At 62.7% G+C, this 21,907-nt stretch carries 23 protein-coding genes and 2 pseudogenes; 24 read left to right on the forward strand and 1 reads right to left on the reverse strand.

Translation table 11 applies throughout. The features are described 5' to 3' along the window. Nucleotides 1-47 precede the first annotated feature (47 nt). A complete protein-coding gene (locus ACFQAU_RS13770) occupies nt 48-722 on the forward strand; it encodes an HAD-IIIA family hydrolase (RefSeq protein ID WP_132444504.1) in 675 nt (224 codons plus the stop codon). A 190-nt stretch (nt 723-912) separates the two neighbouring features. On the opposite strand, the gene ACFQAU_RS13775 is transcribed toward ACFQAU_RS13770, so the two are convergent. Then, nucleotides 913-1,332 (reverse strand): pyridoxamine 5'-phosphate oxidase family protein, encoded by a 420-nt coding sequence (locus ACFQAU_RS13775; RefSeq protein WP_386282924.1) that lies wholly within the window; start codon nt 1,330-1,332, stop codon nt 913-915. A 199-nt stretch (nt 1,333-1,531) separates the two neighbouring features. Here ACFQAU_RS13775 and ACFQAU_RS13780 point away from each other — a divergent pair, with 199 nt between their 5' ends. From ACFQAU_RS13780 to nuoG, 23 genes and pseudogenes are all read left to right on the forward strand, one after another. Continuing rightward, nucleotides 1,532-2,692: an isovaleryl-CoA dehydrogenase gene (locus ACFQAU_RS13780; protein WP_132444505.1), complete on the forward strand. Its 1,161-nt coding sequence runs from the start codon at nt 1,532-1,534 to the stop codon at nt 2,690-2,692. Continuing rightward, on the forward strand, nt 2,692-3,177 hold the full coding sequence (locus tag ACFQAU_RS13785; protein WP_067625694.1) for a lysozyme inhibitor LprI family protein: 486 nt from the start codon (nt 2,692-2,694) through the stop codon (nt 3,175-3,177). The genes ACFQAU_RS13780 and ACFQAU_RS13785 overlap by 1 nt, the downstream gene beginning before the upstream one ends. 42 nt (nt 3,178-3,219) lie before the next feature. Further along, a complete protein-coding gene (locus tag ACFQAU_RS13790; RefSeq protein ID WP_132444506.1) occupies nt 3,220-3,621 on the forward strand; it encodes a DUF1622 domain-containing protein in 402 nt (133 codons plus the stop codon). Then, nucleotides 3,614-4,330 (forward strand): flavodoxin family protein, encoded by a 717-nt coding sequence (locus tag ACFQAU_RS13795; protein ID WP_132444507.1) that lies wholly within the window; start codon nt 3,614-3,616, stop codon nt 4,328-4,330. The genes ACFQAU_RS13790 and ACFQAU_RS13795 overlap by 8 nt, the downstream gene beginning before the upstream one ends. Nucleotide 4,331: 1 nt before the next feature. Further along, nucleotides 4,332-5,833, forward strand: a pseudogene (locus ACFQAU_RS13800) (AMP-binding protein). Continuing rightward, nucleotides 5,830-7,434 (forward strand): carboxyl transferase domain-containing protein, encoded by a 1,605-nt coding sequence (locus ACFQAU_RS13805; RefSeq protein WP_067625712.1) that lies wholly within the window; start codon nt 5,830-5,832, stop codon nt 7,432-7,434. The pseudogene ACFQAU_RS13800 and the gene ACFQAU_RS13805 overlap by 4 nt, the downstream one beginning before the upstream one ends. Before the next feature lie 77 nt (nt 7,435-7,511). Further along, nucleotides 7,512-9,452 (forward strand): acetyl/propionyl/methylcrotonyl-CoA carboxylase subunit alpha, encoded by a 1,941-nt coding sequence (locus ACFQAU_RS13810; protein ID WP_132444509.1) that lies wholly within the window; start codon nt 7,512-7,514, stop codon nt 9,450-9,452. Then, on the forward strand, nt 9,449-10,117 hold the full coding sequence (locus ACFQAU_RS13815; RefSeq protein WP_132444510.1) for a glutathione S-transferase family protein: 669 nt from the start codon (nt 9,449-9,451) through the stop codon (nt 10,115-10,117). Before ACFQAU_RS13810 ends, ACFQAU_RS13815 begins: the two co-directional genes overlap by 4 nt. A gap of 31 nt (nt 10,118-10,148) precedes the next feature. Then, a complete protein-coding gene (locus ACFQAU_RS13820; RefSeq protein ID WP_120351329.1) occupies nt 10,149-11,003 on the forward strand; it encodes a hydroxymethylglutaryl-CoA lyase in 855 nt (284 codons plus the stop codon). 1 nt (nt 11,004) lies between these two features. Next, a pseudogene (locus tag ACFQAU_RS13825) lies at nt 11,005-11,786 on the forward strand (crotonase/enoyl-CoA hydratase family protein). Between the two features lie 162 nt (nt 11,787-11,948). Then, nucleotides 11,949-12,314, forward strand: coding sequence for an NADH-quinone oxidoreductase subunit A (locus ACFQAU_RS13830; protein WP_067263411.1), 366 nt, complete (start codon nt 11,949-11,951; stop codon nt 12,312-12,314). A 26-nt stretch (nt 12,315-12,340) separates the two neighbouring features. Next, nucleotides 12,341-12,919, forward strand: coding sequence for a NuoB/complex I 20 kDa subunit family protein (locus ACFQAU_RS13835; RefSeq protein ID WP_386283929.1), 579 nt, complete (start codon nt 12,341-12,343; stop codon nt 12,917-12,919). Nucleotides 12,920-13,019: 100 nt separating this feature from the next. Then, nucleotides 13,020-13,649, forward strand: coding sequence for an NADH-quinone oxidoreductase subunit C (locus ACFQAU_RS13840; RefSeq protein WP_132444512.1), 630 nt, complete (start codon nt 13,020-13,022; stop codon nt 13,647-13,649). Then, nucleotides 13,649-13,822 carry a hypothetical protein gene (locus ACFQAU_RS13845; protein ID WP_162931847.1) on the forward strand — a complete coding sequence of 58 codons (174 nt, stop codon included), beginning with the start codon at nt 13,649-13,651 and terminating at the stop codon, nt 13,820-13,822. The genes ACFQAU_RS13840 and ACFQAU_RS13845 overlap by 1 nt, the downstream gene beginning before the upstream one ends. Next, nucleotides 13,822-15,066, forward strand: coding sequence for an NADH-quinone oxidoreductase subunit D (locus ACFQAU_RS13850; RefSeq protein ID WP_067625730.1), 1,245 nt, complete (start codon nt 13,822-13,824; stop codon nt 15,064-15,066). The genes ACFQAU_RS13845 and ACFQAU_RS13850 overlap by 1 nt, the downstream gene beginning before the upstream one ends. Before the next feature lie 79 nt (nt 15,067-15,145). Beyond that, nucleotides 15,146-16,297, forward strand: a complete 1,152-nt coding sequence (locus ACFQAU_RS13855; protein WP_132444513.1) for an NADH-quinone oxidoreductase subunit E — start codon at nt 15,146-15,148, stop codon at nt 16,295-16,297. A gap of 94 nt (nt 16,298-16,391) precedes the next feature. Next, nucleotides 16,392-16,844 (forward strand): hypothetical protein, encoded by a 453-nt coding sequence (locus tag ACFQAU_RS13860; protein ID WP_386282939.1) that lies wholly within the window; start codon nt 16,392-16,394, stop codon nt 16,842-16,844. Beyond that, nucleotides 16,775-17,335, forward strand: coding sequence for an NADH:quinone oxidoreductase (locus ACFQAU_RS13865; RefSeq protein WP_386282942.1), 561 nt, complete (start codon nt 16,775-16,777; stop codon nt 17,333-17,335). The genes ACFQAU_RS13860 and ACFQAU_RS13865 overlap by 70 nt, the downstream gene beginning before the upstream one ends. A 17-nt stretch (nt 17,336-17,352) precedes the next feature. Continuing rightward, nucleotides 17,353-17,586: a DUF5337 domain-containing protein gene (locus tag ACFQAU_RS13870; RefSeq protein ID WP_120351324.1), complete on the forward strand. Its 234-nt coding sequence runs from the start codon at nt 17,353-17,355 to the stop codon at nt 17,584-17,586. A 5-nt stretch (nt 17,587-17,591) separates the two neighbouring features. Next, nucleotides 17,592-18,887, forward strand: a complete 1,296-nt coding sequence (nuoF, locus tag ACFQAU_RS13875) for an NADH-quinone oxidoreductase subunit NuoF (protein ID WP_067630653.1) — start codon at nt 17,592-17,594, stop codon at nt 18,885-18,887. Nucleotides 18,888-19,026: 139 nt separating this feature from the next. After that, nucleotides 19,027-19,353: a hypothetical protein gene (locus ACFQAU_RS13880; RefSeq protein ID WP_120351323.1), complete on the forward strand. Its 327-nt coding sequence runs from the start codon at nt 19,027-19,029 to the stop codon at nt 19,351-19,353. A 120-nt stretch (nt 19,354-19,473) separates the two neighbouring features. Beyond that, the gene (locus tag ACFQAU_RS13885) at nt 19,474-19,884 is read left to right on the forward strand and encodes a DUF5333 domain-containing protein (protein WP_067630648.1); all 411 of its coding nucleotides are present in this window, start codon (nt 19,474-19,476) and stop codon (nt 19,882-19,884) included. 4 nt (nt 19,885-19,888) lie between these two features. Continuing rightward, nucleotides 19,889-21,904 (forward strand): NADH-quinone oxidoreductase subunit NuoG, encoded by a 2,016-nt coding sequence (gene nuoG, locus ACFQAU_RS13890; RefSeq protein WP_132444514.1) that lies wholly within the window; start codon nt 19,889-19,891, stop codon nt 21,902-21,904. The last annotated feature ends 3 nt before the right edge of the window (nt 21,905-21,907 follow it).

A 21,907-nucleotide genomic window follows, 5' to 3' on the forward strand; every position in this document is an offset into this window, starting at 1 on the left:
AACACGATGCCATTTTGCAAGGCGGGGTTCCGCCCAAGGAGTACCCAGTGAAGACAGTGGTTTTCGATCTCGACGGCACTTTGGCCGATACTTCGGGCGATTTGATCGCGGCCGCCAACGCCTGTTTCCGTGATATGGGCGAGGGCGATGTGCTGGTTCATGCCGAGGATGCGGGCACCGCGCTGCGCGGCGGGCGGGCCATGCTGACGCTGGGAATGCAAAAGCTGGGCCGTGCCGATGATGCCGCGATGATCGACCGCTACTATCCGATGTTGCTCGAAGCCTATGGCCGCGACATCGACACCCATACCATCATGTACCCCGGCGCGATGGAGGCGGTGGCCGCGCTCAAGGCCACAGGCTACCGCGTGGCGATCTGCACCAACAAGCCCAAGGCTTTGGCAGAGTTGCTGCTGACCCGTCTTGGCGTGCGGGATGCATTCGGCGCGATGCTGGGGGCCGATAGTCTGGACGTGCGCAAACCCGACCCCGAGCATTTGTTCGAAACCGCGCGGCGTGCCGGCGGCGATCCGGCGCAATGCGTGTTGATCGGTGACAGCGACACCGACCGCAAAACCGCCAAAGCCGCCGGGGTGCCCTGTGTGCTGGTAACTTTTGGCCCCTCGGGCGAAGACATGGCAGCGCTGGAGCCCGAAGCCCTGTTGGACGATTTTGCCGACCTGCCGGAGGTCATTGAGCGTTTGATCGGTAAAACCGCCTGACGGCAGAGCGTTTCGGCAGCTTCACGCAGCGGGAGCCGGTCCCTGACGGGGCGATTGAGGCGGCGGTGATCCGACACTGGCGGTTGCACCGGTACAGGACGACCCCCGCCGAGATCCCCTTACTGGAAAAGGAATTCGCTACGTCAATGGGAGCGAATTCCTGCCTCACCGTGGCCTCGGGCGGCTAGGCTCAGAAGCGGATCGTGCCGTGTTTGCCCATATCGGGTTTCTCGCCGGTCAGTTGGGCTTTGCCGATCTCATAGAGAAATTTGAACCCGCCATCGGTGGCCCAGACCTCGGCCTCGGTCAGGTCGAAGCGGATCAGTTGCACATCGGGGTCTTGCTTGCCGTCCTCGAACCAAGCGCCCGCGATGGCGTTCCAGATCTTGTCCAACTCAGTCGGGTTGGTCACGGCAGAGACATGGCCGTCGATCCGTGCCCAAAGGGATTCGTCCTTGCTGGCAATCAGATATTCCGCAGCGGCACGGCCTTCGGCAGATTTTGCCAAATCGGTGCCTTTGGCGGTGATAAACCAGAGCACGGCGGAACGGTCGTCTTCGTCGATGTAGTGGGTCATCGGGATCGCACGGGCGGTCTTGGTTGCCAGCATCCCGGCGCGGGTGTCATCCAGACGGTCCCAGAACTCTTTTTCAGATCATCGCTCATTTGCATCTCGCTTTGTTGTAGTGTTCGCTTGGTCGCAGGGCCAACCCGCCGCGGCGCAGCGCGGTTCCACATCGCGCCGCTTGACGCAAAGCGGGCGGGGCGGTAGGTAATGAACAAGCGTTCAATAAATCGGGGGAGAAGCCGTGTTCAACGCAAGTATGCAGTTTGATCTGGGAGAAGACGTCGCGGCCATGCGTGAGATGGTGCACCGCTGGGCGCAAGAGCGCGTCAAGCCGATGGCGGCCGAGATCGACACGAAGAACGAATTCCCGCCTGAACTTTGGACCGAGATGGGCGAACTGGGCCTGCTGGGCATGACCGTCGAAGAAGAGTTCGGCGGCTCTGGTCTTGGCTACGTCGCCCACACGGTCGCGGTCGAAGAGATCGCCCGCGCCTCGGCCTCGGTCTCGCTTTCCTACGGGGCGCATTCCAACCTCTGCGTGAACCAGATCAAGCTGAACGGCACGCCAGAGCAAAAGGCGCAGTTCTTGCCGAAACTCTGCTCGGGCGAGCATGTCGGCGCTTTGGCCATGTCCGAAGTGGGCGCGGGCAGTGACGTGGTCAGCATGAAGCTGAATGCCGAAAAGCGGAACGATCACTTCCGCCTGAATGGCAACAAATACTGGATCACCAATGGCCCCGATGCCGAGACGCTGGTGGTTTATGCCAAGACTGACCCCGAGGCGGGCTCGAAGGGGATCACCGCCTTCCTGATTGAAAAGTCGATGAAGGGCTTCACTACCTCGAACCATTTCGACAAGCTTGGCATGCGCGGCTCGAACACCGCCGAGTTGATCTTTGAAGACTGCGAAGTGCCCTTTGAAAATATCCTCGGCGAAGAGGGCAAGGGCGTGCGCGTTTTGATGTCGGGCCTTGATTACGAGCGCGTCGTGCTGGCCGGCATCGGCCTTGGCATCATGGCCGCCTGTCTGGATGAGATCATGCCCTATATGGCCGAGCGCAAGCAATTCGGTCAGCGGATCGGGGATTTCCAACTGATGCAGGGCAAGATGGCGGATATGTATACCGCGATGAACTCGGCCCGGGCCTATGTCTACAGCGTGGCGCAGGCCTGTGACCGGGGCGATGTGACCCGTCAGGACGCGGCGGCTTGCTGCCTCTATGCCTCGGAGCAGGCCATGGTGCAGGCGCATCAGGCGGTGCAGGCGATGGGCGGCGCGGGCTATCTCAGCGACAACCCCGTGGGCCGTATCTTCCGCGATGCCAAGCTGATGGAGATCGGCGCGGGCACCTCCGAAATCCGCCGCATGTTGGTGGGCCGTGAGATGATGGGGGCCATGTGATGCGCGCCGCGCTGCTGGCCTGTGCGCTTCTTGCGGGGCCAGTGGCCGCGCAAGAGATCACCTATTCCGACGCCGCCACCGCAGAATGTCTGGCCGGGGCGCAAGAGTTCACCGACCAGCGCGCCTGTATCGGGCTGTCATCAAACCTCTGCATGGAAGCGCCGGGCGGTTATTCGACCTATGGCATGGGCGGCTGTCTGGACGCGGAGTTGACCTTCTGGGACGGCTTGCTGAACGAGAACTACCGCGCGCGAATGGTGCAGTCCAAATCTGCCGATGAGGATGCCGCGCTCTACCAGCCGGAATTACCCTCTCAGGCCGAGGCCCTGCGTGACATGCAGCGCGCGTGGATTACCTTTCGCGATGCCGCCTGCGATTATGAACGCAGCCAATGGGGCGGTGGCACGGGCGGCGGGCCTGCAACCTTGGCCTGCCTGATGCAGATGACGGCCGAACAGGCTCTGCGTCTGGGGGCGGCCTATTAACCGCGTCACGAAGTGTCGGCCTGACAGGACGGAGGGATCAGGATGGAGAACCTGATAAAACTGGAGACAGAAGGCGGTGTGATGCACCATTTTCTGCCGTGGCTGATTGAGGGGTTTGAGATCCTCGCGGCGGTCATCGACATCGCGGCCATCATTCTGCTGCTGATCGGCGCGGCGCGTTTCCTGACCGGGGTGACGATTGCCGAGATCGCCAAAAAGGGCGCGGAGCGGGTGCGCCGCACCAACCGCGAGCGCATCGAACTGGGGCGCTACATCCTTGCGGGGTTGGAGCTTTTTATCGTGTCGGACGTGATCCACACCGCGATCAGCCTGCGGTTTGCGGACCTGCTCTTCCTGCTGATGCTGGTCATCATCCGCTCCATCACCTCTTTCTTCCTCGACCGGGAGTTGGAGCAACTGAAAAAGGAACTTGGCGATGACTGACTTTTCCGACCTCAAAGCGCTCTATGTGAACTGCTCGCTCAAAAAGACACCGGGCGACAGCCATACCCAACTTCTGATGAACGCCAGCGCGGGCATCATGGAGGCGCAGGGGGTGAGCGTCGAACACCTCTATCTGCTCGACCACCAAGTGCCGCCGGGCGTCTACCCGGACATGACCGAGCACGGCTGGGACCGGGATGATTGGCCCGCGCTCTGGGAGAAGGTGCTGGCCGCCGACATCCTGATCATCGGCACGCCGCTTTGGCTGGGTGAGGAAAGCAGCACCTGCCGGGTGCTGATTGAACGGCTCTACGCCATGAGCGGCAAGTTGAACGACAAGGGCCAATCGGTCTTTTACGGTAAGGTCGGCGGCACGGTAGTTACGGGCAACGAAGACGGCATCAAACACGTCGCCATGACCACCGGATTTGCGATGAACCACCTTGGCTATAGCATTCCGCCACAGGCCGATTGCGGCTGGATTGGCGAAGCGGGGCCGGGGCCGTCTTATGGCGATGATGTGGATGGCAAGCGCGCAGGGTTCGACAACGAATTCACGCAGCGCAACACCACGATCATGACTTGGAACACAATGCATTTGGCGCGCATGCTGAAAGCAGCAGGCGGCTATCCCCAAAAAGGCAATGACCGCAACGCTTGGGACGCGGGTGCGCGGTTCGATTTCGAAAACCCGGAGTATCGAAGCTGATATGACACAGGACGATTGGCCGATCTGGCAGGGCAATATGGCGGCGCAATGTTTGGCGCAGCCCGATGACGCCTTGGCGATCATTGATCTGACCGGCGCGGCCCGCCGCGACGTGAGCTATGGCGCGCTGCATGAGATGGTCGATGGGCTGGCCCGCGCGCTGAAGGCCGAAGTGGCCCCCGGTGACCGCGTGGGTGTCTTGCTTAGTCAATCGCCATGGTGCGCGGCGGCGCATCTGGCGATCTGGAAAATCGGCGCGATCTCTGTGCCGCTGTTCAAGCTTTTTAAACGTGACGCGCTGGCCAGCCGGATCGGCGATGCGGGCTGTGCGATTGTCTTGACCGATGCCGAGGGGGCCGACCTGCTGGGCGATCTGGCCACCCCGTGGTTGGCGGCTGATGTGGGCACGACAGGCGACCCGGTCGACTATGCCAATGTCGGCCCCGAAGACCCCGCCGTGCTGATCTACACCTCCGGCACCACCGGCACGCCCAAGGGCGCGCTGCACGGGCATCGGGTGCTCTCGGGCCATTTGCCGGGCGTTTCGGTCAGTCATGATCATCTGGGGAAAGACGGCGATTGCCTTTGGACGCCCGCGGATTGGGCATGGATCGGCGGGCTATTCGATGTGGCGATGCCGGCGCTGGCACTTGGCGTGCCGGTGGTGGCCGCACGGATGCCCAAGTTCACCGTCGAAGGCTGCGCCGATGTGATTTCACGCGGTGAGGTGCGCAACGTCTTTTTCCCGCCCACGGCGCTTCGCATGTTGAAAGCCGCGGATGTATCCTTGCCCGGCCTGCGTTCGGTCGCCAGTGGCGGCGAGCCTCTGGGCGCCGAGATGCTGGCATGGGGCCGCAAAGCCTTCGGGCTGGAGATCAATGAGTTCTACGGCCAAACCGAATGCAACATGGTGGCCTCAAGCTGCGGCGTGGATTTCCCCGCGCTGCCCGGTTGCATTGGCAAACCGGTGCCGGGGTTCGAGATCGCCGTGCTGGATGAGGGCGGCCACCCCACAGATGCCGAGGGCGATGTGGCCGTGCGCCGCGGCGCCCCTCGATGATGCTGCGCTACTGGAACCGGCCCGAGGAGACGGCGGCCAAATTCCACGGCGACTGGCTGCTGACCGGCGACCGGGGCATCTGGGAGGGCGAATACCTGCGCTTTGTGGGCCGCGAGGATGACGTGATCACCTCCGCCGGTTACCGCATCGGCCCGGCGGAGATTGAGGATTGCTTGCTCACCCATAGCGCTGTCGCGACCTGCGGCGTGGTCGGCAAGCCCGATGCGCTCAGGACCGAGATCGTTAAGGCCTATGTGGTGCTGAAACCCGGCGCTGAGGTGGGCGCGAAAGAGTTGCAAGATTGGGTCAAGGACCGGCTCGCAAGCTATTCCTACCCGCGCGAGATCGCATTCGTGGAGGACCTGCCGATGACCGTCACCGGCAAGGTAATCCGCAAAGAACTAAAGCGTCTGGCGGCGCGAGAGAATGAGGACGTAACATGAAACTGACATCCCAAGCCCTGCCATCCTCGGATGCCTATAAGGCCAATGAGATGGCGCATCTCAAGGCGCTGAGCGAAGTGCGTGACGCGGCGGAGGCTGCAGCCCTCGGCGGTGGCGAGAAATCCCGTGCACGGCACGAGAGCCGGGGCAAGATGCTCCCCAGAGAGCGGGTGGCGAACCTGCTCGACCCCGGCAGCCCGTTTCTGGAAATCGGCGCCACGGCAGCGCATGGGCTTTACGATGGCGCGGCCCCTGCCGCCGGTGTGATCGCGGGCATCGGTCGGGTGCAGGGCCATGAGGTCATGGTGGTCTGCAACGATGCCACCGTGAAGGGCGGCACCTATTACCCGATGACAGTGAAAAAACACCTCCGCGCGCAGGAGATTGCCGAGGCGAACCATCTGCCCTGCATCTATCTGGTGGACTCTGGCGGCGCCAACCTGCCGAACCAGGATGAAGTCTTTCCCGACCGCGACCATTTCGGCGCGATTTTCTACAATCAGGCGCGGATGAGCGCCAAGGGGATCGCCCAGATCGCCGTGGTAATGGGATCTTGCACCGCTGGCGGCGCCTACGTGCCCGCGATGTCGGATGTGACCATCATCGTCAAGGAACAGGGCACGATCTTCCTCGCTGGTCCGCCGCTGGTGAAGGCGGCGACGGGCGAGGTGGTCAGCGCCGAAGACCTCGGTGGTGGCGACGTGCACACGCGGTTGTCGGGCGTGGCAGACTATCTGGCCGAAGACGACGCGCATGCTTTGGCGCTGGCCCGCCGCGCGGTGGGCCAGCTTAACAAGACCAAGCCGACCACTGTCGACTGGGCCAGCCCCGAAGAGCCTGCCTACGACCCCGCCGAGATGCTGGGCGTCGTGCCAGCCGACCTGCGCACGCCCTATGACATCCGCGAGGTGATCATGCGGCTGGTCGACGGCAGCCGCTTTGACGAGTTCAAGTCGCGCTTTGGCGAGACGCTGGTCTGCGGCTTTGCCCATGTCAAAGGCTGCCCCATCGGCATCATCGCCAACAACGGCGTGCTGTTTTCCGAAGCCGCCCAGAAGGGCGCGCATTTCGTGGAGCTTTGCAGCCAGCGTAACATCCCGCTGGTCTTCCTGCAGAACATCACCGGCTTCATGGTCGGCCGCAAATACGAAAACGAGGGCATCGCGCGCCACGGCGCTAAGATGGTGACGGCGGTGGCCACCACCAATGTGCCCAAGATCACCATGCTGGTCGGCGGCTCCTTCGGGGCGGGCAACTACGGCATGTCGGGCCGGGCATACCGTCCGCGGTTCCTGTGGTCTTGGCCCAACAGCCGCATCTCGGTCATGGGGGGCGCTCAGGCGGCGGGCGTGTTGGCCACCGTCAAACGCGACGCGATTGAGCGGGCGGGCGACACCTGGACCGAGGAGGAAGAGACCGCCTTCAAACAGCCGACGATCGATATGTTCGAGAAACAGAGCCATCCGCTCTATGCCTCTGCAAGGCTGTGGGACGACGGGATCATCGATCCGCGCAAGAGCCGCGATGTGCTTTATCTGAGCCTTTCGGCCAGCCTGAACGCGCCGATTGAGCCGACGAAATTTGGTTTGTTCCGGATGTGATTGTGGCGCGAAGCGGGGGCACCCCTCCGCGATCCCACAACATATTCGGAGCCAGAAAGAGATGAAAAGGGTAGGGCATGTTTGACACGATCCTGATTGCGAACCGGGGTGAGATTGCTTGCCGGGTGATGGAAACCGCACAAGCCATGGGGGTGCGCTGCGTGGCGGTGTACTCGGACGCCGATGCGGGCGCGAAACACGTGGCGATGGCGGATGCCGCCGTGCATATCGGCGGCTCGGCCCCGGCTGAGAGTTATCTTAAGGGCGATGTGATCATTCAAGCCGCGCTGGATACCGGCGCGCAGGCGATCCATCCGGGCTACGGGTTTCTGAGCGAGAACCCCGATTTCGTGGAGGCGGTCGCGGCCGCGGGGCTCACCTTCATCGGCCCCTCGGCCAAGGCGATCCGGGCCATGGGCCTCAAAGACGCCGCCAAGGCGCTGATGGTCGAGGCGGGCGTGCCCGTCGTGCCGGGCTACCACGGGGCGGATCAGGACGATGCGCTTTTGGCTGAGGAAGCCGAGAAGATCGGCTATCCGGTGTTGATCAAGGCCGTCGCGGGCGGCGGTGGCAAAGGCATGCGACTGGTCGAGGAGCCCAAGGGCTTTCAGGCGGCGCTCGACTCGGCACGCTCGGAGGCCAAGACCGCCTTTGGCAACCCAGATGTGTTGGTCGAGAAGTTCGTCACCAAGCCGCGCCATATCGAGGTGCAGGTCTTTGGCGACGGCACCCATGCGGTGCATCTGTTCGAACGGGACTGTTCGCTGCAGCGCCGCCACCAAAAGGTGATCGAGGAGGCGCCCGCGCCGGGCATGACAGAAGATATGCGCGCGGCCATGGGCCAAGCGGCGGTGCGCGCAGCCGAAGCGATCGGCTATGCCGGGGCAGGGACGGTGGAATTCATCGTCGACGGGTCAGACGGCCTGTCGACCGACGGGTTCTTCTTTATGGAAATGAACACCCGCCTGCAGGTGGAACATCCCGTTACCGAACTGGTGACCGGCGTCGATCTAGTTGAATGGCAGCTGCGCGTGGCGGCCGGAGAGGCGCTGCCGAAGGCGCAGGAAGACCTCAACATCGACGGCCATGCCTTCGAGGCGCGGCTCTATGCCGAGGATGTGCCGAAGGGGTTTCTGCCCGCCACCGGCACGCTGACGCATCTGTCCTTCACGCCCCAGACCCGCGCGGACAGCGGCGTGCGGGCGGGCGACACGATCAGCCCCTTCTACGATCCGATGATCGCCAAGGTCATCGTGCATGGGCCTACACGCGACGTGGCGCTGTCGCGCCTGCGCGCGGCGCTCAAGGGCTGCGAGGTGGGCGGCACGGTCACCAACCTTGCTTTCCTCGGCGCACTGGCGGGGCATGAGGGCTTTGCCAAAGGCGATGTCGACACCGGGCTGATTGCGCGGGATATCGACGCGCTGACCGCGCAGCCAGAGGTGCCGGGGCGGCATTTCGCGCTGGCGGGGATGGCGGCGCTTGGGTTGGATCAGCCGCAGGCAGAGGCCGGGTTCAACCTCTGGCGACCCCTGCGGCGGCAGGTGATGCTGGGCCATGATGGCGAAGAGCATTTGCTGAAGGTGCGGGTGCTATCCGAGGACATGCAGCTTTGGACCGTGGCCGATCACGAGCTGCGCGCCGAGCGCATTGGCGGACGCTGGAAGATCGACGGGCATGTCGCGCCGGCGGTCTCGGTTGCTGGCGACGTGGTCACGGTTTTTGACGCCTATGGTATCGCCTTTGATGTGATCGATCCGCTGGCGCGGGCCGCCGCAGCCCACGGCGATGGCAACATCGTTGAGGCCCCGATGCCTGGTCTGGTCCGTGCCATCGACGCCGAGGTTGGCCAAAGCGTTGCCAAAGGCGACCGTCTGGCGGTGCTGGAGGCGATGAAGATGGAGCATTCGTTGCTCGCCGCCCGCGACGGCGTGGTGGCCGAGGTGCTGGCACAGTCCGGTGATCAGGTCGAAGCCGGTGCCGCGCTGGTGCGGCTGGAAGCCGAGGAAGACGCATGATTACGCTGCACCACTGCCCCCAGACCCGCTCGATGCGCACACTCTGGCTGCTGCACGAACTCGACGATGTGGAGTTTCAGGTCAAGGTTCATGCCTTCGACCGCAGTTTGCGCGACCCGGAATATCTAATCCTCTCGCCCGCGGGGCGGGTTCCGGCGCTGGAAATCGACGGCGAGCGCATGTTCGAGACTGGCGCGATCACGCAGTACCTCTGCGAACGCTACAGCCCCGACCGCATGGGCCGTTCTGTCGGCAGCCCTGACCGGATGGCTTGGCTGGTCTGGGTGCATTTTGCGGAAACCGTCAGCCAGCACACTGCGGCGCTAACCCAGCAGCACATCGCCCTGCGCGACGATTCCATGCGCAGCCCCATCGTGATGAAGCTCGAAGCCGCGCGGATCGGCAAATGCTATGATGCGCTGGAGGCGCGGCTCTCGACACCGCTGGAGAACCGCGACTACTTGTTGACCTCTGGCTTTTCGGCCGCCGATATCTCGGTGGGCCAAGCGGTCTATATGGCGCGGCATTTCGTGAAATTGGATGACCACCCCTCGGTCGCGGCGTGGTATGAACGGATCACGGAACGTGACAGCTTCGCACAGGCCTTGCCCGATGGGGCAAAGCTTTACGAGGAGGATTTCTACGCGCCATGGCCGATTGAGTGACCGTGGCCCATTCAGGGAAGGAGAGCGGCCAATGAGCCTTGGACCATGTGAGATTTTCGAGGTCGGCCCGCGGGACGGTCTGCAGAACGAAAAACGCGAGATTCCCGTGGCCGAAAAGGTCGCGCTGGTGGACAAGCTGAGCGCCGCAGGCTTTGCCCGCATCGAATGCGCCAGTTTTGTCAGCCCGAAATGGGTGCCGCAAATGGCCGGGTCGGGCGAGGTGCTGGCGGGAATCACACGGGCCGAGGGCGTGCGCTATGCCGCACTGACGCCGAACATGCGCGGCTATGAGGATGCGCTGGCCGCAAAGGCGGATGAGATCGCCATCTTCGCTTCGGCCTCGGAAGGCTTCAGCCAGAAGAACATCAACGCCAGCATCGAAGAGGCGTTTGAGCGGTTTGCCCCGATCCTTGAAGAGGCGCGGCATGTGGACATGCCGGTGCGGGGCTATGTCTCCTGCGTGGTGGAATGCCCCTATGACGGTAAGGTCGACCCCGGCGCGGTGGCGCGGGTGGCCGACAGGCTCTTTGCGATGGGCTGTTACGAGATTTCCTTGGGCGACACCATCGGCGCGGGCACGCCCGACAGCATCGCGCGGATGCTGCTTTCGGTGCGGGACGTGGTGCCGGCAGGGCGGCTGGCGGGGCACTACCATGACACGCACGGGCGGGCGATGGCCAATATCGACGCCTCGCTGTCGATGGGGCTGCGGGTCTTTGACGCGGCGGTGGGCGGCTTGGGCGGTTGCCCCTATGCGCCCGGCGCGGCGGGCAATGTCGCCACCGAGGCGGTGAACGAACATCTGACGGCGCTTGGCTATGACACCGGCGTCGATCAGGCGGTGGTGCTGGAAGCCGCCGAAATGGCGCGGGCAATGCGAGGCTGACATGTACGAGACTTTGACGATCGAAACCGACGCGCGCGGGGTGGCGACGCTGACCCTGAACCGTCCTGAAAAGCACAATGCGATGTCTGCGCAGATGCTGGCGGACCTGACGGATGCGGCGGGCAAACTGGCCGCCGACGATGCGGTGCGTGTGGTGGTGCTGACCGGGGCGGGCAAATCCTTTTGCGCGGGCGGCGATCTCGGCTGGATGCGCGATCAGGCGGATATGGATGCCGAGACACGCTCGGCTGAGGCGGGCAAACTGGCGACGATGCTGGGCGCGCTGAATGCGCTGCCGAAGCCGGTGATCGGGAAGTTGCAGGGCAATGCCTTTGGCGGCGGGGTCGGCATGGCTTCGGTCTGTGACGTGGCCGTGGGGGTCGATACGCTCAAGATGGGGTTCACCGAGGCCCGGCTGGGCATCATCCCGGCGACGATCGGGCCATACGTTTTGGCGCGGATGGGCGAGGGCGCGCGCGCCGCGTCTTCATGTCGGCGCGGCTTTTTGGCGCGGCGGAAGCGGTCGATCTGGGGCTGCTGGCCCGTGCCGTTTCGGCGGACGAACTCGACGCGGCGGTCGAGGCCGAAGTCGTGCCCTATCTCTCCTGCGCGCCGGGTGCCGTTGCGGCGGCAAAGAAGCTGGCGCAGGACTTGGGTGGAATCGCCACACCAGAGGCGGTGAAAATGTCCATCGACGCGCTCGCGGCACGTTGGGAAACCGATGAGGCCGCTGAAGGAATCGGTGCCTTCTTCGACAAGCGCAAAGCCCCTTGGGTGGTCTAGCTCAAGGCTTTGGCGAAATGGCTCTATTGGGGGCCCGTGGGCGGCATTAACCGGGCTTGGCCCGTTGACCCTACCCACGGGCAGAGTTAAACCCGTTCCAAGTTTGTCTGCGCGGGCTTTTGGCCTTTGCCTCATGCCGCGCACCGCGAAAGGAGCATCCCCTTGGACGACATGCTGCGGGAATACCTGCCCATCCTCGTTTTTCTGGCCGTGGCGATTGGCCTTGGCCTTGTGCTGATCCTCGCCGCTGTGGTCGTGGCCGTGCGCAATCCTGACCCGGAAAAGGTCTCGGCCTATGAATGTGGGTTCAACGCTTTTGATGACGCGCGGATGAAGTTTGACGTGCGTTTCTATCTGGTGTCGATCCTCTTCATCATCTTCGATCTCGAAATCGCCTTTCTCTTCCCTTGGGCCGTGGCCTTTAAAGAGGTGAGCATGGTGGGCTTTTGGTCGATGATGGTGTTCTTGGGCGTGCTGACGGCTGGCTTCGCCTATGAATGGAAGAAGGGAGCGCTGGAATGGCAGTAAATGATGACGGGCTGGTCACCCCGGTGATGGGCGATGGCCACCAAAGCCCTCGGATCAAATCTGGCGCTTCTGCACCTGAGGCCTATGGCCAGTACGGCGCAGGTGCAGACCGTGATGTGGCCACCCATAGCCTGAACGCCGAGCTGCAGGACAAAGGTTTCCTGCTGACCTCGACCGAAGATATTATCAATTGGGCGCGCACCGGCTCGCTGCACTGGATGACCTTCGGTCTGGCCTGCTGCGCGGTTGAGATGATGCACAGCTCCATGCCGCGTTATGACCTTGAGCGTTTCGGGACGGCCCCGCGCGCTTCTCCGCGCCAGTCGGACCTCATGATCGTCGCGGGCACGCTGACCAACAAGATGGCCCCGGCGCTGCGCAAGGTCTACGATCAGATGCCAGAGCCGCGCTATGTGATCTCTATGGGGTCCTGTGCCAATGGCGGCGGCTACTACCACTACAGCTATTCGGTCGTGCGCGGCTGTGACCGGATCGTACCGGTTGATGTCTATGTGCCCGGCTGCCCGCCGACGGCGGAAGCACTGCTTTATGGTATCCTCCAGTTGCAGCGTAAAATCCGCCGCACCGGGACAATTGTGCGCTAAGACAAGGGCCTGCGCCGGATCGGGGCAGGCAGAAGGACAACGCGCCAAAGGCGTGGGACAGTGAGATGGCGTTGATCGGCGCGTGGAAGGAAGATTTGCGATGAGCGAACAACTGCAGGAACTTGGGGCCTATATCGAAGCCAAGCGGCCCGATTGTGTGCTGGGATGGGATGTCACCAAGGGTGAGTTGAACATGTCCGTGGCGCTGGCGAATATCGCGGGCCTTGTTGAGTTCCTCAAGGGCGACCCGACCTGCCGTTTCTCGACCTTGGTCGACATCACGGCGGTGGATTATCCGGGCCGTGCGAAACGGTTCGACGTGGTGTATCACTTCCTGTCGATGTACCAAAACCACCGCATCCGCCTGCGCGCTACCGCGCGGGAAAAGGATATGGTGCCGTCAATCACAGGCGTACACCCCAGTGCCGATTGGTTTGAGCGTGAAGTCTTCGACATGTTCGGCATCCTGTTTTCCGGTCACCCGGACCTGCGCCGCATCCTGACCGATTATGGTTTCCGCGGCCACCCGCTGCGCAAGGATTTCCCGACGACGGGCTATACCGAAGTGCGCTATGACGAAGCCGCCAAGCGCGTGGTCTATGAACCGGTGAGCCTTGTGCAGGAATACCGCCAGTTCGATTTCATGTCTCCTTGGGAAGGGGCCGATTACATTCTGCCCGGCGATGACAAATCCGCGCCCGATGGCAATGTGAGCAAGGACGCGAAGTAATGGGCGGGCTGGGCTGGCTGATCCTCTCGGCGCTGACGGCCATTCCAATGGTCAAGCTGCTGCCGTTCTTTGGCATTAATAAATACTGGGCGGCGGCCTGTCTGATCCCGCTGGGCACGATCGCCTTGCTGTGGTGGATGGGCATGAAGCTGCAAGAACTGGAGAAACGGTAATGGACGGCGACATTCGCACAAAAGCCTTTGACGACGGGTCGACCGACTTTGAGTCCGGCGAACAGAAGATCCGCAACTTCAACATCAACTTCGGCCCGCAACACCCTGCCGCACACGGTGTTCTGCGTCTGGTGCTTGAGCTTGACGGCGAGGTTGTAGAGCGGTGCGATCCGCATATCGGTCTGCTGCACCGTGGCACCGAAAAGCTGATGGAGAGCCGCACCTATCTGCAAAACCTGCCGTATTTCGACCGGTTGGATTACGTGGCCCCGATGAACCAAGAGCACGCTTGGTGTCTGGCGATTGAAAAGCTGACCGGCACCGTGGTGCCGCGCCGTGCCTCGCTGATCCGGGTGCTGTTCTGCGAGATTGGCCGCATCCTGAACCACCTGCTCAACATCACGACGCAGGCGCTCGACGTGGGCGCGCTGACGCCGCCGCTCTGGGGTTTTGAAGAGCGCGAAAGCCTGATGATCTTTTACGAGCGGGCCTGTGGCGCGCGTTTGCACGCGGCCTACTTCCGTCCCGGTGGTGTCCACCAAGACCTGCCGCCAGCGCTGCTGGACGATATCGAAACATGGTGCGCGCAATTCCTGACCAAATTCATGGTCGATATCGACGAGTTGCTGACCGAAAACCGGATCTTCAAACAGCGGAACGTCGACATCGGCATCGTCTCCGAGCAAGAAATCCTCGACTACGGCTTCAGCGGCGTCATGGTGCGCGGCTCGGGGCTGGCGTGGGATCTGCGGCGTTCGCAACCCTATGAATGCTATGACGAATTCGACTTTCAAATCCCCGTGGGCAAGAACGGCGACTGCTTTGACCGTTACCTCTGCCGCATGGAAGAGATGCGCCAGTCGACCCACATCATCCAGCAGGCGATCGAAAAACTGCGCGCCCCCGAAGGGCAGGGCGATATCCTCGCCCGTGGCAAGATCACCCCGCCATCGCGCACCGCGATGAAGACCGACATGGAAAGCCTGATCCACCACTTCAAGCTCTACACCGAAGGTTTCCACGTGCCCGAGGGCGAGGTTTACTGCGCCGTCGAAGCGCCGAAGGGTGAATTTGGCGTCTACCTCGTGGCCGATGGCTCCAACAAACCCTACCGCTCTAAGATCCGCGCGCCGGGCTTCTTGCACTTGCAGGCGATGGACCATGTGGCCAGCGGCCACCAGCTGGCCGATGTGGCCGCGATCATCGGCACCATGGACGTCGTCTTTGGAGAGATCGACCGGTGATGCAGGCCGCATCGCTCCATTTTGAAGAAATTTACGCCGGAGGCGCTTTTGGCCTCCGCCTGACCATAGGTTCGAACTAATGCTCCGCCGTCTACACCCTGACCAGCCCGACAGTTTTGCCTTCACGCCCGCCAACCAAGAATGGGCCGAAGCGCAGATCACCAAATACCCCGAGGGCCGTCAGGCCAGCGCGATTATTCCACTGCTGTGGCGCGCGCAGGAGCAAGAGGGTTGGCTGACCCGTGCGGCGATTGAACATGTCTCGGAAATGCTGGGCATGGCCTATATCCGCGGGCTGGAAGTGGCGACATTCTACTTCATGTTTCAGCTGCAACCTGTTGGTTCCGTGGCACATATCCAAGTTTGCGGCACCACATCCTGCATGATCTGCGGGGCCGAGGATTTGGTCGCCGTCTGCAAAGAACGCATTGCCGCCAAACCGCATGAGTTGTCGGCGGATGGGCGTTTTTCGTGGGAAGAAGTCGAATGCCTTGGCGCGTGCTCCAACGCGCCGATGGCCCAGATTGGCAAAGACTATTACGAAGACCTGACCACCGCGCGGCTCAATGAAATCCTTGATGAGTTGAGCGATGGGCGCGTGCCGGTACCCGGCCCGCAGAACGGGCGCTATGCGTCAGAGCCTTTGGGCGGGTTGACCAGCCTCACGGACCACGAAAGCGGGCGCACGCAATACAATGCCAGCGCGCAGGCTGCGGTGGACATCGGTGATACCGTCAAACGCATCGACGGCACCGAAGTGCCGCTGCTGACCCCGTGGCAAAACCAGCCCGAGGCGCCGCAGCCTGAAACGGTGGAAGAGGTCGAAGCCGAAGAGCCGCGTCCCGCCGAGGGCGAGAGCACCGACAAAACCGGCGTCACCGAACAAGAAGCCGAAGCCACGTCAAAGAGCAAACCACGCTCCAAACGCGACCCCAAGGGCGAGAGTGCCGATGCGGCAAAGGCCGAAACCAGCGCCCCCGCGACGCCTGGCCAAAAGCCCGCCCAGTTGGACGCCCCGCGTGAGGGCGGTGCGGACGACCTGAAAAAGATCAAAGGCGTCGGCCCGAAGCTGGAGCAGATGCTGAACGGCATGGGCTTTTACCACTTTGACCAGATCGCCCAGTGGGGCCCAGAAGAGGTCGCTTGGGTTGATCAGAACCTCGAAGGGTTCAAAGGTCGCGTCAGCCGCGACAATTGGGCAGAGCAGGCCGCGGGCCTCGCCAAAGACTAAAGACGGAGATTTCACAACGGGCCAAGGACGGCACCATTACCACCCCGCAAAGCCATAAGCCGCATCGCCCGCATTAAGGGAGAGAAGGACAGTCATGACGGATATTTCGGAACGAGAAGCCTGCACCAAGCGCTGTTGGTGGCTGGGTGCCGGTGCCGGTTTGCTGGTGGCATTCCTATTGCTGGCCTTTGGCATCTGGGGGCTGTTGATGTCGATCGTGGCCGGTGTGCTGGTGGCGCTGATCGTGGGCTATCTGGCGCTGACCCTGCTGTGCAAAGACGTGCCCGCCGCGGCCCCCAAGACAGCACGCGCAGCGCGGCGGCTGCATCGGTCGCAGGGGCTTCAACGGCATCGGGAAGCGTTTCTTCTGCTGTGGGTTCAGTCCCCGCGGGGGACGCCGGGATCGGGGCGGCGCGCAAGGCAAGCGCGCCGGTTGAACCCGCTGAAGAAACACCGCCACAGGAGCCGACAGCGCCCGTGGCCGATACCGCTGCCGTTGAGGCGGCACCGGAACAGGTCGCCAAGGCGGAAGAAGCAGTTGCTGTAGTGACGCCCCCGAAGGAGGCCGTCGAAACCCCTTCCGCGCCTTCTAAGGAAACACCGCCTCAGGAGACGACAGCGCCCGTGGCCGATACCGCTGCCGTTGAAGCCGCACCAGAACAGGTCATCGAGGCCGAAGAAGCGCCCGCTGTTGTGAACACCCCGCAAGAGGTCGTCGAAGCGCCCGCCGAACCTGCGAAGGCCGAGCCTGCACCAGTGCCCGCGACCGATAGCCATTCTACCGATGGCAAACCCGCGCTGCTCGACGCGCCGCGTGCGGGCGGGGCAGATGACCTTAAGCGGATTGGCGGCATCGGGCCGAAGTTGGAACAGACCCTGAATGAACTGGGCATCTTCCATTTCGATCAGATCGCAGCCCTTCAGGGGGATGAGATCGACTGGGTCGACTCCCGCCTGCGGTTCAAGGGCCGCATCCGACGCGATGATTGGATCGGTCAAGCCAAAGCCTTTGCCAATGACGGCAAGGCGAAAGGTTGACGGGGTAAGAGAGAGACATGAGCGAAGCCGAAGACAGAGCGCTTGCCCGTAAGGGCCGCACCGCAGGGCTGGTCATTGCCGTGACCATGTGTTTGTGGCTGGCCATACAATGGGCGGGCCCGGCGCTTGGCCTGCCGGGGCGCTATGCGCTGCTCTTCGATTTTGCTGCACTGGCCGCGCTTTTCTGGGCGATGGTCGTGATATATCAAATGTGGCAGGCCCGCCGGGCCAGCCGTGAGAACCAAAGGTAGGCATCATGCTTCAGGACAAAGACCGCATTTTTACCAATATCTACGGCATGCATGACCGCACCCTAAAAGGCGCGCAGTCGCGCGGCCATTGGGATGGCACTGCCGGAATCATCCAGAAAGGCCGCGATTGGATCGTGGACCAGATGAAAGCCTCTGGCCTGCGGGGCCGGGGCGGGGCGGGCTTCCCAACGGGGCTGAAATGGTCCTTCATGCCCAAGGAAAGCGATGGCCGCCCGTCCTATCTGGTGGTCAATGCCGACGAATCCGAGCCGGGCACCTGCAAAGACCGCGAGATCATGCGGCACGACCCGCATACGCTGATCGAAGGCTGCCTGATCGCCTCTTTCGCGATGAATGCCCACGCCTGCTATATCTACCTGCGCGGCGAATATATCCGCGAACGCGAAGCGTTGCAGACTGCGATTGATGAAGCCTATGAGGCTGGTCTGGTGGGCAAGAACGCCTCCAAATCCGGCTGGGACTTCGATATCTATCTGCACCACGGTGCGGGTGCCTATATCTGCGGCGAAGAAACAGCTCTTCTGGAAAGCCTCGAAGGCAAGAAGGGCATGCCGCGCATGAAGCCGCCGTTCCCGGCGGGCGCGGGGCTTTACGGCTGCCCGACCACCGTGAACAACGTCGAATCCATCGCTGTGGTGCCGACCATCCTGCGCCGTGGGCCGGAGTGGTTCGCGGGCTTTGGCCGAGCCAACAACGCGGGCACCAAGCTCTTTGCAATCTCGGGCCACGTCAATAACCCTTGCGTTGTTGAAGAGGCGATGAGCATCGGTTTTGAAGAGCTGATCGAAAAACATTGCGGTGGCATTCGCGGCGGTTGGGACAACCTCAAGGCCGTTATCCCCGGCGGCTCTTCGGTGCCGCTGATCCCCGGCAAAGACATGCGCGACGCGATCATGGATTTTGACTATCTGCGCGAACAACGCTCCGGCCTCGGCACGGCGGCGGTGATCGTGATGGACAACTCGACCGACGTGATCAAAGCGATCTGGCGTTTGTCGAAGTTCTACAAACACGAAAGCTGCGGCCAGTGCACGCCCTGCCGCGAAGGCACCGGCTGGATGATGCGCGTGATGGACCGTCTGGTTTCCGGCGATGCGGAACCCGAAGAGATCGACATGCTGCTCGACGTGACCAAACAGGTCGAAGGCCACACGATCTGCGCGCTTGGCGATGCGGCGGCTTGGCCGATCCAAGGTCTGATCCGCCACTTCCGGGATGAGATCGAAGACCGGATCAAACACAAGCGCACGGGCCGTGTCAGCGCGGTCGCGGCAGAGTGAAACCCTGCGCGGCGGCAGGCCCGATGGCTTGACGCTTGGCGCAGGAGCGGCGATAGCGGGCGCGTGTCAGGCGCGCCCGTCCACAATAGGCGCGGGGGCGGTCGGCAAAGCCGGGCCCATGGCGCAGCGGAGTAGGTCTATGAAATATGCTTTGACGGTTTTGACGGTCAGCGCCCTGCTGGCAGGCTGTGCCAATGATGGTGAGCGTGTTGCCTTTGACGGGCAGTATTTCAGCACCAAACTGCGCAAGGTGGATGGCCAGCGCGACGTATTTCAGGTGACGGTCAAGGATGCTGGCAAATCCATCGACGGCGCCCGCGCAGCGGCGCGCTATGAGGCGGTGAAATACTGCGTCGGCAACTACGGCAGTTCAGACATCGACTGGACCATAGGCCCCGATGCGCCGACGGGCACGCTGCGGCTTGATGGCGGCGCGCTGACGTTTCAGGGGCGCTGCCCCCAGTGATCGCATCGGCGACATATCGCGGGGCTGCGGCCCAAAGGGGCGGTGATATTGAATATCATAGCCCCCAATCTCCATCTGTCAGACGGGCCGTTCCGGCCCGCTGCATGAAGGAGAATTGATATGCGCACCCTGATGATCGCCGTGATGGGCCTGAGCCTGACCGCCGCCACCGTGACACCGGCAGCCGCCAAACCGCCGCTGCGCGAAGTGGCCGCGATTGACGACGCGCTTTTGGACATGGGCGTGGCCGACATCATCCGGAAAAACTGCCCCGACATCAGCGCGCGGATGCTGCGCGCGGTCAAGATGGCATGGGACTTGAAGGGCAAGGCAGGCGATCTGGGCTACTCCGACGCCGAGATCGACGCCTATATTGATAGTGACGCTGAAAAAGCGCGCATGAGAGCGCGGGGCGCCGCGTTTTTCAAGGCCAAGGGGGTCGATACTTCGGACCCGCAAAGCTATTGTGCGCTTGGACGCGAAGAGATTCAAAAATCGAGCCGGATCGGTTCGTTACTGAAGGCAAAGTGAGCTTATGAGCGATATCCGCAAGATCATCATCGACGGTAAGGAAGTCGAAGTCGAAGGGGCGATGACGCTCATTCAGGCCTGCGAGCAGGTCGGCATCGAGGTGCCGCGCTTCTGTTACCACGAACGTCTGTCGATCGCCGGTAACTGCCGGATGTGTCTTGTGGAAGTCGTCGGCGGGCCGCCCAAGCCCGCCGCCTCCTGCGCCATGCAGGTGCGCGACCTGCGCCCCGGTCCCGAGGGCCAGCCGCCGGTCGTGAAAACCAACTCGCCCATGGTCAAAAAGGCCCGCGAAGGGGTGATGGAGTTCCTTCTCATCAACCACCCGCTGGATTGCCCGATCTGCGATCAGGGCGGCGAATGCGATCTTCAGGATCAGGCGATGGCCTACGGCGTCGATTTCTCGCGCTACCGCGAGCCGAAGCGGGCGACCGAAGACCTCGATCTCGGCCCGCTGGTCGAGACCCATATGACCCGCTGCATCTCCTGCACCCGCTGCGTGCGCTTCACCACCGAAGTCGCAGGCCAGCACGTCATGGGCCAGACGGGCCGGGGCGAGGATGCAGAGATCACGACCTATCTCGGCTCGTTGATCGACAGCAACCTGTCGGGCAATATCATTGACCTGTGCCCCGTCGGCGCGCTGGTCAGCAAGCCCTACGCCTTTACTGCCCGCCCGTGGGAATTGAGCAAGACCGAGAGCATCGATGTGATGGATGCGCTTGGCTCCAACATCCGCGTGGATACCAAGGGCCGCGAAGTCATGCGCTTTTTGCCGCGCAACCATGACGGTGTGAACGAAGAGTGGATTTCCGACAAGACGCGCTTTGTTTGGGACGGCCTGCGCCGTCAGCGTTTGGACACACCTTACATCCGCGAGAATGGCAAGCTGCGCAAAGCGAGCTGGCCCGAGGCGCTGAATGCCGCAGCCGCTGCGATGAAGGGCAAGAAGCTTGCCGGTCTCGTCGGTGATCTGTCATCGGTCGAAGCCGCCTTTGCGCTGAAAGAACTGATCGAAGGGCAGGGCGGTGTCGTCGAATGCCGCACCGATGGGGCGAAGCTGCCTGCGGACAACCGTTTCGGCTATGTCGGCAACGCGCGGATCGAAGACCTTGATAGCGCCAAGATGATCCAACTGATCGGCTGTAACCCAGCGGTTGAAGCGCCGGTGCTGAACGCGCGCATCCGCAAAGCGTGGAGCAATGGGGCAGAGGTTGGCCTGATCGGAGAAGCCGCTGATCTGACCTACCCGCATCACCATCTGGGCAATGACCGCGCGACCCTCGACAAGCTGATGGGCAGTGATTTCGACGAAGTGCTAGAGCAGCCTTCGGTGATCGTTGTCGGCCAAGGCGCGCTGCGCGAAGCCGATGGCGAAGCCGTGCTGGCGAAGGCGATGGAACTGGCCGAAAAGACCAAGAGCAAGCTGATGATCCTGCACACCGCCGCCGCGCGTGTGGGTGCGATGGATATTGGTGCCACAGCCGAAAACGGCATGGACGACGTGAACGCGGCAGAGGTGATCTATAACCTCGGCGCGGATGAAGTTGAAATCGGTGCTGGGCCCTTCGTGATCTATCAAGGCAGCCATGGCGACCGCGGCGCACACCGCGCCGACATCATCCTGCCGGGTGCGGCCTATACCGAAGAGCCGGGTCTGTTCGTCAACACCGAAGGCCGCCCGCAATTGGCGCAGCGTGCCGGGTTCGCGCCGGGTCAGGCCAAAGAAAACTGGGCGATTCTCCGGGCGCTCTCGGCTGAGTTGGGCGCGCAGTTGGGCTATGATTCCATCGCGCAGCTGCGCCGCAAGCTGACCGAGGCCGTGCCGCATCTGGCGAATGTCGATGAGGTGCCGGAAAACGAGTGGGCCGCGCTGCCTGCCGGTAAGCTGGGCGATGCCTCTTTCGCGCCTGCAGTGCGCGACTTCTATCTCTCCAACCCGATCGCGCGGGCCAGCCAGTTGATGGCGGAACTTTCGGCTCTGGCCGCCGCGCGCCGGGCCGAGCCGATGGCGGCGGAGTGAGAG

It is taken from the genome of Sulfitobacter profundi (genome assembly GCF_042661425.1).
GTDB lineage: Bacteria > Pseudomonadota > Alphaproteobacteria > Rhodobacterales > Rhodobacteraceae > Sulfitobacter > Sulfitobacter profundi.

Coding starts and splice junctions, on each gene's coding strand:
- ACFQAU_RS13775 (WP_386282924.1), bottom strand. CDS start 1,332: ATGCTGGCAACCAAGACCGCCCGTGCGATCCCGATGACCCACTACATC.
- ACFQAU_RS13785 (WP_067625694.1), top strand. CDS start 2,692: ATGCGCGCCGCGCTGCTGGCCTGTGCGCTTCTTGCGGGGCCAGTGGCC.
- ACFQAU_RS13790 (WP_132444506.1), top strand. CDS start 3,220: ATGGAGAACCTGATAAAACTGGAGACAGAAGGCGGTGTGATGCACCAT.
- ACFQAU_RS13795 (WP_132444507.1), top strand. CDS start 3,614: ATGACTGACTTTTCCGACCTCAAAGCGCTCTATGTGAACTGCTCGCTC.
- ACFQAU_RS13805 (WP_067625712.1), top strand. CDS start 5,830: ATGAAACTGACATCCCAAGCCCTGCCATCCTCGGATGCCTATAAGGCC.
- ACFQAU_RS13810 (WP_132444509.1), top strand. CDS start 7,512: ATGTTTGACACGATCCTGATTGCGAACCGGGGTGAGATTGCTTGCCGG.
- ACFQAU_RS13815 (WP_132444510.1), top strand. CDS start 9,449: ATGATTACGCTGCACCACTGCCCCCAGACCCGCTCGATGCGCACACTC.
- ACFQAU_RS13820 (WP_120351329.1), top strand. CDS start 10,149: ATGAGCCTTGGACCATGTGAGATTTTCGAGGTCGGCCCGCGGGACGGT.
- ACFQAU_RS13835 (WP_386283929.1), top strand. CDS start 12,341: ATGGGCGATGGCCACCAAAGCCCTCGGATCAAATCTGGCGCTTCTGCA.
- ACFQAU_RS13840 (WP_132444512.1), top strand. CDS start 13,020: ATGAGCGAACAACTGCAGGAACTTGGGGCCTATATCGAAGCCAAGCGG.
- ACFQAU_RS13845 (WP_162931847.1), top strand. CDS start 13,649: ATGGGCGGGCTGGGCTGGCTGATCCTCTCGGCGCTGACGGCCATTCCA.
- ACFQAU_RS13850 (WP_067625730.1), top strand. CDS start 13,822: ATGGACGGCGACATTCGCACAAAAGCCTTTGACGACGGGTCGACCGAC.
- ACFQAU_RS13855 (WP_132444513.1), top strand. CDS start 15,146: ATGCTCCGCCGTCTACACCCTGACCAGCCCGACAGTTTTGCCTTCACG.
- ACFQAU_RS13860 (WP_386282939.1), top strand. CDS start 16,392: ATGACGGATATTTCGGAACGAGAAGCCTGCACCAAGCGCTGTTGGTGG.
- ACFQAU_RS13870 (WP_120351324.1), top strand. CDS start 17,353: ATGAGCGAAGCCGAAGACAGAGCGCTTGCCCGTAAGGGCCGCACCGCA.
- nuoF (WP_067630653.1), top strand. CDS start 17,592: ATGCTTCAGGACAAAGACCGCATTTTTACCAATATCTACGGCATGCAT.
- ACFQAU_RS13880 (WP_120351323.1), top strand. CDS start 19,027: ATGAAATATGCTTTGACGGTTTTGACGGTCAGCGCCCTGCTGGCAGGC.
- ACFQAU_RS13885 (WP_067630648.1), top strand. CDS start 19,474: ATGCGCACCCTGATGATCGCCGTGATGGGCCTGAGCCTGACCGCCGCC.
- nuoG (WP_132444514.1), top strand. CDS start 19,889: ATGAGCGATATCCGCAAGATCATCATCGACGGTAAGGAAGTCGAAGTC.